Genomic DNA, 11,582 nt, shown 5'->3' with positions numbered 1-11,582 from the left:
AGCCGCATCGAGCCGAGGAGGAGAGCGATGTCGCATACGTTGGAATGGAAGGTCCGTATTCATCTGTACGAGGACGACGCGGGAACGACGAAGGCGGAGCTGCTGCTGGACACCGGCGCGGGCGAGCTCACCGCTCTGGGCACCGCGCACTGCAACCCCGCGGACGAGGACGTGCCGCGGATCGGCGACGAGCTCGCCGCGGGCCGGGGCCTGAGCGACCTGGCGCGGCAGCTGCTGAAGGCGGCCGAGCAGGACATCCAGGGCATGGGCACGCCACGGCCGGAGGACCAGCAGGTCGCCGGGTGGCCCGGCTGACCGACGGCGGCGCACCGGCTCCCGGGCTGCGGGTGTCCGGGGCGATCAGCTCCTGCGCGCCGCCGCCGCGCGTGGCACGTTGGAAACAGCACCACTCTCAGGGAAGGGCGGCGTCATGAGGGCTCACGTCGGCGATCGGCTGGTCATCGATAACGTGACGACCGAGGGCACCAGACGCGACGGCGAGATCATCGGACTCCACCACGAGGACGGGACGCCGCCCTACGACGTGTGCTGGTCGGACACCGGCGAGGTGACCCTGGTGTTCCCCGGGCCCGATGCGCACATCCGCCCGCTCGAACACGGGCAGCCTCCACCCGCCCAGGATCCGCACCCGGCCGGCGGGGGCGTCAAGGCAGCCGGGTACGAGGCCGCCGCACTGCGGGTTCCCCACCCCGGTGACATCGGCCGACGCGTGATCGTCGAGCGCCGGAAACGGGGGCTCAGCCGTGAGGAGACGGCCCAGCGGGCCCGGATGTCCCCCGCCTATCTGCGGTACCTGGAGGAAGAGCCCGCCGACCCGGGGGTGGCGAGCCTGATCAGGCTCGCCGACGCACTGGGCACCACGGTGACCGCTCTGCGCGGCGCCGACGCGGATCTGCCTCCCGGCCAGGGTCACGCCCTGCTCCACCCCAAGCTGCAGGACCTCGACACGGAGGAATGCCGTGCGCTGCTCTCCACCCACGGCGTGGGGCGCATCGCGGTGTCGGCACCCGACGGCCACCCCGCGGTCGTCCCGGTCAACTACGCGGTCGTCGACGACGCGATCGTCTTCAGGACCGCCCCGCACGCCACGCCCGCGGCGGCCGTCGGGGCGGAGGTCGCCTTCGAGGTCGACCACATGGACGAGGCCCTGAGCAGGGGCTGGAGCGTCCTCGCCGTGGGTCCCGCGAGCGCCGTGACGGCTCCCGACGCGGTGCGCCGGCTCACCGAGCTGGCCCCCGGCACACCGTGGGCGGGCGGCGTGCGCGAGATGTGGGTGTCGATCCGGCCCGAACGCCTCACCGGCCGCCGCATCACCGCGGCCCCCGGATGACCGCGGCCCCCTGATGACCGCGGCCCCCTGATGACCGGGCGTGGCTCCGCCCCAACCTGCTTCAGGACGCCTCAGGCCGCCCGTACGGCGACCTCGTCGTGCGACGGCTCCCCGAGGACCACTTTGAGGGCGCCGGTGTCGGTGGCGCGGGCGAAGACGTCGTACGCCTCCTCCATCTGGTCCGGCAGGAAGGTGTGCGTGACCAGCTGTGCCGTGGGCAGCCGGCCGGCCGCCGCCATGCGCAGCAGGGTGGGCGTGGAGTGGGTGTCCACCAGACCGGTGGTGATGGTGACGTTCCTGCTCCACAGGTCTTCGAGGTGCAGCACGGCGGGTGCGCCGTGGACGCCGATGTTGGCCACGCGGCCACCGGGCCGCACCATGCGCGTGCACAGCTCGAAGCTCTCCGGTACGCCGACCGCCTCGATGACCACGTCCGCGCCGAGTCCGTCGGTGAGATCGGCGACCAGCTGTTCGGGAACCTCGCCGGCGTCGGCCACGGCGTCGGCGCCCAGCCGTCTGGCGGCCTCGAGACGCGATGCGGCCAGGTCGACGGCGATGATCCGCTCGGGGCCGAACAGACGTGCCGTGGCGATCGCCGCGAGGCCGATGGGACCGGCCCCGACGATGGCGACGGTGTCGCTCGGGCGGACGTGTCCCTTGCGGACGCCCACCTCGTAGGCGGTCGGGAAGATGTCCGCGAGCAGGACGGCGTCCTTGCTCTCGACCACGCCGGGCAGGGCGTACACGGACAGGTCGGCGAAGGGGACGCGGACGTACTCGGCCTGGGTGCCGTCGATCAGGCGGCCGAGGATCCAGCCTCCGCCGCCCCGGCACTGGCCGTAGGCGCTCTCGCGGCAGTAGTGGCAGCGGCCGCAGGCGCTGATGCAGGAGACCAGTACGCGGTCGCCCGGACGGACGGTCCGCACATCGTCGCCCACCTCCACGATCTCGCCGACGGCCTCGTGCCCCAGGACCGTTCCGGGGCGTACCTCGGGCAGGTCGCCCCTGAGAATGTGCAGGTCGGTGCCGCAGATGGTGGTGGTGTCGACCCGCACGACGGCGTCGGTGGGCTCCTTGACCGCTGGGTCGGGGACATCCGACCAGGCGGACTGTCCCGGGCCGTGGAAGACGAAGCCTTTCATGTCGTCCCTCACCTTCCGTCGCTCGACTGACGAAAATGCCCTGCACTTCCATTCTGTCCGGCATTCGCCCGCTTCGTCACTCGTACGGCCTCGGAGGGACCGGAAGCCCGCGGGCAGCGGTCCGGAACTCCCCCGCCGGCCGGTGGGCACAATGAGCGACATGCCTCTGTCGCTGCATCACATCGTCATCGACGCCCATGATCTGCCCTCGTTGGCCCGGTTCTGGGCCGGGGTACTGAACTGGCGGATCCTGTCCGAGCGTGAGCGGGAGGTGGTGATCGGGCCGGAGGAGTCCGGTCCGGTGGGCATCTGCTTCATGCCGGTGACGGATCGCAAGGTCGTCAAGAACCGGCTGCACCTCGACCTGACGTCCGCCGCCGAGGACCGGGAGGCGGAGATCGAACGCATCCTCGCGCTCGGCGCCCGGCGGGTGGACATCGGTCAGCGGGGCGACGAGTCGTGGACCGTACTGGCCGATCCGGAGGGCAACGAGTTCTGCGTGGTCCGCCCGAAGACGAGCCTGATCGCCTAGAACCCCCGGCCCGAACCCGAACCCGAATCAGAGTCAGAACCCGAATCAGAGTCAGAACCCGAATCGGAGTCAGAATCCGAACCCGGATCAGAATCCGGCAACGACGCGTACGGCCAACGGTCTTGCGGAACGGCGATTAGGCCGGTTGCCCCGGTGCGGATGCGCCTCGTCCTCGTCGCGCCGCAGGATCCTGGACATGCGGACATTCCCTGGTACGCGATTTCCGTTTCGGCCGAGGCGGCGCGGCGGTGCGCTTCGGTCCATGTCCGCGGCTCTCGCCTGCGGCGTCCTGCTCGCGGGAACCGTGGCGTGCGCCGGTGCTGCCGAGCGGCCGGGCCCCGGCGGAGCTCCGGGGCGCAGTCTCCCGACGGCGGCGGGTTCACCCCCTCCGGTCACCGCGGACCTGCGCCCCGCGGACCTGCGTCCCGCGGGCATCGGCGAGCGGATGTGGCAACAGGTCCCGGCCGCGACCCGCCAGCTGGTCGTCGTCTACGGCGACGACCGGGACTCGCCGGACGGCCTCGTCGCGCTCTACGAGAAACAGGGCACGACCTGGGAGCGGACGGGCAGTTGGCCCGCCCACAACGGCAGGAGGGGCTGGACGGCGGACCATCGCATGGACGACGAGCGCACCCCCGCCGGGGTGTTCACGCTGACCGACGCGGGAGGCGCGCGCAGGGATCCGGGCAGCCGGCTGCGGTACTGGTACGACGACCACGCCTACGCGTCCATGCAGATCCAGACCGCGGCGCACGCCCATGACTTCGACTACGTCATCGCCGTCGACTACAACCGGCGCAAGGGCGTCCCGCCCTTCGACTGGTCCCGGCCCGACGGTGTGGAGCGGGGTGGCGGCATCTGGCTGCACCTCGACCACGGCGACGGTACGTCGGGGTGTGTCACCCTCCCCGAGTCGGGGATGCGGACACTGCTGCACACCCTCGATCCCGAGAACCTTCCGGTCGTGGTGATGGGAGACCGGGAACGCCTCGGGAGCTGACATCAGCGGGTCCGGACCGGCAGGCGCGGACGCGGTGGCGGGCGCTCACGCCGATACAGTTCCGGCCGTGCTCCCGGCCGATGCCTGCTGGCACTCCTCGCACAGCCCCCACCAGGTGATCTCGGCCTCGTCGACGGCGAAACCGCGTTCCTGCACCGGGGCGAGGCACGGAGCCGACCCCACGGCGCAGTCGATGTCCTCGATGCGGCCGCAGCCGCGGCAGACCAGGTGATGGTGGTTGTCGCCGACCCGGAGCTCGTAGCGGGCGGGGGAGCCCGCCGGTTCGATGCAGCGGACGAGCCGCGCCCCGGCCAGGTCGTCCAGGACGTTGTAGAGACCCTGACGCGAGAGTCCGCTGCCGGACGACCCGCCAGCGCCGATCCTCGTCTCCAGGTCGGCCGCCGTGGAGTGCGGGTGGCCGCACAGCGCGGTCAGGACGGCTCGCCGCTGTGCCGTACTGCGCAGTCCCTTGCTCCTGAGCAGGTCGTCCGCCGACTGCTCCATGCCCGGCTCACACTCCTCGCGTCCGTCGAGTCCCGTTCGTCACCGTACAGCCCGTGTCGCCCCGGCCGGGGCGTCCGGGCGGTCAGCGGGCGAGTTCGGCCGTGCGGCAGGTGGCGCAGACCAGGCGCCGGGCCGCGACGGGGCTGGTCCGCGGCACGACACCGACGGGCCGCTGGACACCGGCGCCCACGATACGGGCGTGATCACGGCAGACGAACAGGCCGCAGCCGGTGCAGGCGCCGATGCCGGCCGTCGTACCGCTCCCGTCCTCGGTGCAGTCGAAGCAGTGCATGGTGAACTCCGTCGGTGGTCGGCCCACGTGAAGTGAGTGGTTCGAGTGACTGGCGCCGCCCGGCGGCAGACCGGGGCGATCGCGCCGGTGCGCACGGGACATGCGGGGAATCGGACACCGATGCGGGACATCTCCCGCCGGCCGTCCGGTGACGACAGCCTAGCCCGCCAGTTTGGACAGAGTCAAAACTAGCCATTGCCCATGGTGTCCGGCGCTTCAGTCCGGACCGCCGACGTGGTGGGCCCGCACATGTTCGGCACGGTGATCGCGCCTCTAGCCTCCCGCCTGTCCCCCACTCGACCCGGAGGAATCGGATGCCCGCAGCGCACACCGTCACCGCCCCGCCCCGTGAACGTCCCGGACGGCCCGGACGGCCCGGACGTCGTACCGTCCTCGGCGCGCTGTCGCTCGCGGCCGTGTGCGCGCTCCTGCCCACGGCCGCACCCGCCGCCGGTGCGCAGGGGACGCCCGAGGGCCACTGCGCGGCACGCGCCCTGATCCGCGTACCGGGCGCGGCCCGCCAGCAGGCCGACTGCCTGGAGGAACTGACCACGGCCGGAACAGTGGCCTCCGGCCATACCGACCCGGCCGACTTCGCGGGACTCACCCCCCGGGATCTGCCCACGCCCCGTGGGGTTCCGGGCATCCAGGTCGACGGCTACTTCCCCGACTCCTCGACCACGAACACCGACCACGGCTGGAACCACGACGCGCAGTTCGTCATCCGGCTGCCCGACCACTGGAACGGCGGACTGGTGGTCTCCGGGACGCCGGGCAACCGCGAGCAGTACGCCAACGACCGCGCGATCTCCGACTGGGTGCTCTCCCGCGGCTACGCCTTCGCCGCCACCGACAAGGGCAACACCGGACTCGCCTTCTACCGCGACGGACGCAGACCCGGCGACGCCATCGCCGAGTGGAACACCCGCCTCACCCAGCTCACCCGGGCCGCCCGCACGGTCGTCGCGCAGCGCTACCACCGGCCACCGGACCGCACCGTCGCCACGGGCATCTCCAACGGCGGCTACCTGGTGCGCTGGCAGCTGGAGAACCACCCCGAGCTGTACGACGGCGGAGTGGACTGGGAAGGCACCCTGTGGCGCGCCGACGGCCCCAACCTGCTCACCTTCCTGCCGTCCGCGCTGCGCGCCTACCCCGTGTACGCCGCCGGCGGCCCCGGCGCCGCGGAAGCGCTGGAGGCCATGCACCGGGCCGGGTACCCGGCGGGCTCCGAGTTCCTGTGGCCGTACCACGAACAGGTCTACTGGGACCTGACCCAGCGCATCTACCGCGAGGAACTCGACCCCGGCTTCGACGGGACCGTCGAGGCGGGCACCCCGTTCTGCGCCCCGGGAACCCCGGACTGCGACGCCGACTACTCCTACGCCACCCGGCCGGAGCAGGTGCGCCGTGCCGTCGGCCGCATCGCCCTGACCGGCCGGATCAGCAAGCCGCTCATCACCCTGCAGGGCACCCTCGACGTGCTGCTGCCCATCGGCCGGGACTCCGACGTCTACGCCCGCATGGTGCACGACGCCGGGCGCGGTGCGCTGCTGCGCTACTACCGGATCGAGGACGGTACGCACACGGACTCGCTCGTCGACGTCTTCCCGGACCGGCTGCGCCCCATGGTCCCCTGCCATCGCTCCGCGTTCACCGCGCTGGAACGGTGGCTGAGCGGGGACGGCCTGCCGCCTGCGGATCACACGGTCCTGCGACCGGCCGGAGCGGATCCCGCGACCCTGCTGACCGACTGCCCGCTGGGCCGGACGGCGTCGTCCGGCTGACGGGCCGACGGCGGACCGACGGCGGACCGACGGCGGGCCGGGGTTCGTCCGGGTCAGACCGGCAGGCGCGGCACGCTGTCGATCAGGCGTCGGGTGTAGGGGTGTTCCGGGGCGCCCAGCACCTGGTGGGTGTCACCCTGTTCGACCAGGCGGCCCCGCTCCAGGACGGCGGTGCGCTCGCACAGGGAGGCGACGACCGACAGATCGTGGGAGACCATCACCAGCGTCAGCTGCCGCTCCTCCTTGAGCTCGGCGAGCAGGTCGACGACCTTCACCCGGGTCGTGACGTCGAGGGCGCTGACGGGTTCGTCGGCGAGCAGCACGCGCGGGTCGCAGACGATGGCGCGGGCGATGGCGATGCGCTGGCGCTGGCCCCCGGAGAACTCGTGCGGGTAGCGCTCGCCGGCGTCGGCGGGCAGGCCGACCCGCTCCAGCGCCGCGGCCACCTTGGGCGCGGCACTCGCCCGGGTGTCCAGGCCGAGGGAGCGCAGCGGTTCCGCGACGATCGCGGCGACGCACCGGCTGGGGTCGAGGGAGGAGTACGGGTCCTGGAACACACACTGGACGCTGCGCCGGAAGCGGCGCATCTGCCGCCGGTCGCGCGGGGACAGCGGCTCGCCGTCGAAGCGGACGGTGCCGGCGGTGGGGCGGGCGAGTCCCAGCAGCAGCCGCAGCAGGGTGGTCTTGCCCGCGCCGGACTCGCCGACGAGGGCCAGGGACTGCCCCGGCTCGACGGCGAGGGACACGTCCTGTACGACGTCGGCCGCGGCCCCTCGGTAGCGCACGGCCACGTCCGTCAGTTCCAGCACGGGTGTCATCGCGCGCTCCTCAGGTCCAGGGCGGACTCCAGCTTGCGGGCGCCCGCGACGAGCGCCTTGGTGTACGCGGCCCGCGGCGCGCCGACGACGTCCAGGACGGGACCTTCCTCGACGGCCCGGCCGTCCTTCATGACCAGGGCGCGGTCGGTGACCTCGGCGACGACGGCGAGGTCGTGGCTGACGAACAGCACGGCCATCTCCCGTTCGCGCACGAGCGTGTCGAGGAGTTCGAGCATCTCGGCCTGCACGGACACGTCGAGCGCGGTGGTGGGCTCGTCGGCGATGAGCAGGCTCGGCTCGCAGGCGAGGGCCATGGCCAGGGCGACGCGCTGGCGCTGGCCGCCGGAGATCTCGTGCGGGAAGGCGCGGGCGATCCGCTCGGGCTCGGGCAGCCGTACCCGCAGCAGCGCCTCGGTGACGGCGGTGCGCAGGCTGCGGCCGCGCAGGCCGGTGCGGCGGGCCAGCGGTTCGGCGATCTGGCGGCCCACCCGCATCAGCGGGTCGAGGGCGGTCAGGGGCTCCTGGAAGACCACGGCCGCGTCCCGGCCCCGGACCGCGGTGAGCCGCTTCTCGGGGGCGCCGACGATCTGCGTGCCGGCCAGCTCCACGCTGCCGGTGGCGGTCATGCCGTCGGGCAGCAGGCCCAGTACGGCGAGCGTGGTCAGGGACTTGCCGGAGCCGGACTCGCCGATCAGGCCGAGCCGTTCGCCGCTGTCGACGGTGAAGGAGAGGTCGTCGACCAGGGTGCGCCCGTCGTCGGTGCGCACGGTCAGGCCGCGTACGTCGAGCAGGGTCATGACCGCCTCCGGCGGGTCGCCGGGTCGAGGGTGTCGCGCAGTCCGTCGGCGACGAGGTTGACCCCGACGACGAGGACCACGAGCAGGATGCCGGGGGCGAGCGCGCCGGCGGGGGCGGTGGTGAAGGTGGCCTGCGCCTCCTGGAGCATGCGGCCCCAGGAGGCGTTGGGCGGCGGTGCGCCCAGGCCGAGGTAGGACAGACCGGCCTCGGCGAGCACGGCGAGGCCGAACTGGAGGGCCAGGTTGACCACGAGGGTCGGCCAGATGTTCGGCAGGACGTGTCCGGCGACGGTACGCGGCCAGGAGGTGCCCGAGGTGCGGGCGGCGGTGACGTAGTCCTGGGCCAGGACCCGTTTGACGAGGATCCGCACCAGCCGGGCGACGACCGCGCTCTGGGCGAGGCCGATCGCGAGGACGGCCGAGCCGAGGGTGGCCGAGCGGGCGGCGACGACGAGCATCGCCAGCAGCAGGGTCGGGAACGCGATGAGGATGTCGAGGAACGCGGCGAGCGTGTCGTCGAGCCAGCCCTGCGCGAACGCGGCGAGCACGCCGAGGACGACACCGACGAGTGCGGCGATCGTCACCGAGCCGAGTCCGGCCTCGATCGCGATCCGCGACCCCGTCATCAGCTGGGTGAACAGGTCCCGGCCGAGCTTGTCGGTGCCGAGCAGGTGTCCGTCGCCGGGCCCGGCGAGCCGGCCGCCGGAGGTGTCGTCGACGTCGTAGGGCAGCCAGACCAGCGAGACGACGGCGAGCAGCGCGATCAGGGCGGTCAGTGTGCAGCCGGCCAGCAGGGTGGCGGAACGCCGGCGGCGGACCGCCGCCGGCTTGCGCAGGACGTCCGTGTACGTCACCGGGCACCTCCCGAGAGACGGCCGCGCAGCCGCGGGTCGATGAGCCGCTGGACCAGGTCGGCGGCGAAGCCGATCACCAGCACGGCGAGCGTGGACACGAACAGGACGCCCTGGATCACCGGGTAGTCGTGCTGGGCGATCCCGGTGGCGAGCAGCGAGCCGAGGCCGGGCAGCGCGTACACCGACTCCACGACCACGGCCCCGAGCAGCGTCGAGGCGAGCTCGATGCCGAGGACGGAGATCACCGGGACGGAGGCGTTGCGCAGCCCGTGCCGCCACATGGCCCTGGGGAAGGAGGCGCCCAGGGCGCGGGCGGTGCGCAGGTAGTCGCTGCCCAGCACGTCGAGGGCGGCGGAACGGACGTAGCGGATGAGGGAGGCGCTCATCACCAGGGCGATGGTGACGACCGGCAGCACGAGGGAGCGTACGGCGTCGGCGGGCGCGGACCAGCCGTCCAGCGGGAAGCCGCCGGAGGGAAGCCAGCCCGTGTTCAGCGCGAACACCGCGATGAGGATCATGCCGAGCCAGAACACCGGTACCGCGATGCCCAGTTGGGAGATCCCGCTGAGCAGGGCGCCGTACCAGGTGTGGCGCTTGTGCGCGGCCACGAAGCCGACGGGTACGGCGATGACGACGGCCAGGACGAACGCGGCCAGCGTCAGCGGGACGGTCACGTTCAGGCGGGCTGCGACCTCGGGGCCGACCGGCAGCGAGCTGACGAAGGACGTGCCGAGGTCGCCGCTCGCCAGCTGCCCGAGCCAGTGGGTGAACTGCGCGGGCAGCGGCCGGTCGGACCCGATGGAGTGGCGGGCCGCGGCGATCTGCTCCGGGCTCGCGCCCACCGAGGTGAGCGCGTTGGCCGGGTCGCCCGGGAGCAGGCGCAGCAGGACGAACAGCACCACGCTCGCCAGGGCCAGCGAGACCAGCAGGAAGGCGAAGCGGCGCAGGAGATAGCGCCCCATCAGCCCTGCTTCTTGATGTCGTACGCGTAGAACTGGGAGTTGAGGCCGTTGAGCGGGTAGCCGGAGAGCTTGCTGCCGGCGACGACGATCTGCGGGTACAGGTACAACCAGTCGCTGGCCGCGTCCTCGGCGGTCTGCCGGTTGACCTTCTTCAGCAGTTCGGTCTGCTGCGCGGTGGTGGTGGCTTCCTCGGCCTGCGCCACCCACTGGGTGACCTGCTTGTTGTCGTAGCCCCAGTAGAAGTCGGGGTTGCCGTACCAGACGAGGTCGCGGTCGTTGACGTGCTCCTGGAGCGTGGCCGTGAAGTCGTGGTTCTTGTAGACCTTCGTGTACCACTCGTCCGGGGTGATCGTGTTGATCTCGACGGTGATGCCGACCTTCGCGAGCTGCGACTTGATGAAGGTCGCGGCGGTGGGGTGCGGGTCGTAGTTCGGGGTGTCGAGGGTGAAGGAGAAGCCCTTGGCGTAACCGGCCTCGGCGAGCAGCTTCTTGGCCTTGGTGACGTCGTAGGCGTTGACCTTGGTCAGGTCCTCGTACCAGGGGTCGGTGGGCGGCACCATGGAGCCGATCGGCTTGCCGTAGCCGCCCCAGACCGACTCCAGGAGCTTCTGGTCGTCGATGGCCGCGGAGACGGCCTGGCGGACCTTGACGTCGGTGAACGGCTTGGCCTTGTCGTTGAAGGCCAGCAGCAGCTTGGTGGTGGAGTCGCCGTCGTTGACCTTGTAGTTCTGGTTGCTCTTGAACTGTGCCAGGGCGTCGGGCGACTGCTCGCTGGTGACCACGTCGACGGCGTTGGTCAGCAGCGCGTTGTTCAGCGCGGTGGCGTCCTTGAAGTAGTGGAAGACCACCTGCTTGTTGGCGGCGGCGTCGCCCCAGTACCCGGCGAAGCGGTCCAGGCTCAGCGCGGAGCCGCGGGTCCACTTGGCGAGGGTGTAGGGGCCGGTGCCGTCCTCGCCGGTCTTCAGGTCCTTCGCCTCGGAGTTGATGATCCAGACGTAGGACAGGTTGTAGACGAACGAGATCGACTTCTGGGACAGCGTGACCTTGACGGTGTGCGCGTCCGGGGTGGCGATGTCCTTGACGACCTCGAGGTTGCTCTTGCGGGCGGACTGGGAGTCGTCCGCGAGGACCTTCTCCAGGCTGTACTTGACGTCGGCGCTGGTGAGTTCCTTGCCGCTGTGGAACTTCACCCCGCTGCGCAGGGTGAAGGTGTACGTGAGGCCGTCTGCCGACGCCTGGTAGTCCTGGGCGAGGAGCTTGTCGACCTTGCCGTCGTCGGTGAGCCGGAACAGGCCTTCGTACACGTTGCCGTTGAGGGCCTCGGTGACGCCCTGGCCGCCGCCCGCGGTGTTGTCGAGGTTCTGCGGCTCGTACAGGGAGCCGATGTTGACGGTGGCGTTCTTGTCCCAGGTGCCGGCGGAGGTGCTCTTCGCGCCGGAGGCACCGCAGGCGGTGAGGGCGAGGGCGAGGGCGGCCGTGGTGGCGGTGACGTAGAGGGTCGACGTGCTGAGTCGCATGGTTCGGGGCGCTTTCGTGCTGGGTG

The 11,582-nt window shown here is 71.8% G+C and carries 13 protein-coding genes; 5 read left to right on the top strand and 8 right to left on the bottom strand.

Going from position 1 to position 11,582, the window contains the following annotated elements:
* Window positions 1–27: 27 nt before the first annotated feature.
* Window positions 28–315: a DUF1876 domain-containing protein gene (locus ACZ7OY_RS31885; RefSeq protein ID WP_351610227.1), complete on the top strand. Its 288-nt coding sequence runs from the start codon at window positions 28–30 to the stop codon at window positions 313–315.
* 115 nt (window positions 316–430) lie between these two features.
* The gene (locus ACZ7OY_RS31880) at window positions 431–1,351 is read left to right on the top strand and encodes a pyridoxamine 5'-phosphate oxidase family protein (RefSeq protein WP_471914642.1); all 921 of its coding nucleotides are present in this window, start codon (window positions 431–433) and stop codon (window positions 1,349–1,351) included.
* Window positions 1,352–1,422: 71 nt separating this feature from the next.
* Here ACZ7OY_RS31880 and ACZ7OY_RS31875 read toward each other — a convergent pair whose 3' ends face one another.
* Window positions 1,423–2,493, bottom strand: coding sequence for a zinc-dependent alcohol dehydrogenase family protein (locus ACZ7OY_RS31875; RefSeq protein WP_471914641.1), 1,071 nt, complete (start codon window positions 2,491–2,493; stop codon window positions 1,423–1,425).
* Between the two features lie 160 nt (window positions 2,494–2,653).
* On the opposite strand from ACZ7OY_RS31875, the gene ACZ7OY_RS31870 reads away from it, so the two are divergent.
* Window positions 2,654–3,025 carry a VOC family protein gene (locus tag ACZ7OY_RS31870; protein WP_351610220.1) on the top strand — a complete coding sequence of 124 codons (372 nt, stop codon included), beginning with the start codon at window positions 2,654–2,656 and terminating at the stop codon, window positions 3,023–3,025.
* A 262-nt stretch (window positions 3,026–3,287) separates the two neighbouring features.
* Complete coding sequence (locus tag ACZ7OY_RS31865) at window positions 3,288–4,025, top strand: L,D-transpeptidase family protein (RefSeq protein WP_471914640.1); 738 nt, start codon at window positions 3,288–3,290, stop codon at window positions 4,023–4,025.
* A gap of 45 nt (window positions 4,026–4,070) precedes the next feature.
* Here the strand turns inward: ACZ7OY_RS31865 and ACZ7OY_RS31860 are convergent, their stop codons facing one another.
* The gene (locus ACZ7OY_RS31860) at window positions 4,071–4,529 is read right to left on the bottom strand and encodes a Fur family transcriptional regulator (RefSeq protein WP_471914639.1); all 459 of its coding nucleotides are present in this window, start codon (window positions 4,527–4,529) and stop codon (window positions 4,071–4,073) included.
* 82 nt (window positions 4,530–4,611) lie between these two features.
* Entirely contained in the window at window positions 4,612–4,821 is a 210-nt protein-coding gene (locus ACZ7OY_RS31855; protein ID WP_471914638.1) for a DUF2180 family protein, read from the bottom strand.
* Window positions 4,822–5,135: 314 nt separating this feature from the next.
* On the opposite strand from ACZ7OY_RS31855, the gene ACZ7OY_RS31850 reads away from it, so the two are divergent.
* Window positions 5,136–6,608, top strand: coding sequence for a 3-hydroxybutyrate oligomer hydrolase family protein (locus ACZ7OY_RS31850; RefSeq protein WP_471914637.1), 1,473 nt, complete (start codon window positions 5,136–5,138; stop codon window positions 6,606–6,608).
* Window positions 6,609–6,661: 53 nt separating this feature from the next.
* Here ACZ7OY_RS31850 and ACZ7OY_RS31845 read toward each other — a convergent pair whose 3' ends face one another.
* Genes ACZ7OY_RS31845 through ACZ7OY_RS31825 form a run of 5 tightly spaced genes read right to left on the bottom strand, consistent with a single transcriptional unit; the run spans window position 6,662 to window position 11,556 of the window.
* A complete protein-coding gene (locus ACZ7OY_RS31845) occupies window positions 6,662–7,426 on the bottom strand; it encodes an ABC transporter ATP-binding protein (protein ID WP_471914636.1) in 765 nt (254 codons plus the stop codon).
* Complete coding sequence (locus ACZ7OY_RS31840) at window positions 7,423–8,223, bottom strand: ATP-binding cassette domain-containing protein (RefSeq protein WP_471914635.1); 801 nt, start codon at window positions 8,221–8,223, stop codon at window positions 7,423–7,425. Before ACZ7OY_RS31840 ends, ACZ7OY_RS31845 begins: the two co-directional genes overlap by 4 nt.
* Complete coding sequence (locus tag ACZ7OY_RS31835) at window positions 8,220–9,077, bottom strand: ABC transporter permease (protein ID WP_471914634.1); 858 nt, start codon at window positions 9,075–9,077, stop codon at window positions 8,220–8,222. The genes ACZ7OY_RS31840 and ACZ7OY_RS31835 overlap by 4 nt, the downstream gene beginning before the upstream one ends.
* Window positions 9,074–10,039, bottom strand: coding sequence for an ABC transporter permease (locus ACZ7OY_RS31830; protein ID WP_471914633.1), 966 nt, complete (start codon window positions 10,037–10,039; stop codon window positions 9,074–9,076). The genes ACZ7OY_RS31835 and ACZ7OY_RS31830 overlap by 4 nt, the downstream gene beginning before the upstream one ends.
* Entirely contained in the window at window positions 10,039–11,556 is a 1,518-nt protein-coding gene (locus ACZ7OY_RS31825) for an ABC transporter substrate-binding protein (protein ID WP_471914632.1), read from the bottom strand. Before ACZ7OY_RS31825 ends, ACZ7OY_RS31830 begins: the two co-directional genes overlap by 1 nt.
* Between the last annotated feature and the right edge of the window lie 26 nt (window positions 11,557–11,582).

It is taken from the genome of Streptomyces sp. NPDC107559, from assembly GCF_055657365.1.
Note: the sequence above shows the minus strand (reverse complement) of the source record. Positions and strands in the feature narration are given on the sequence as shown.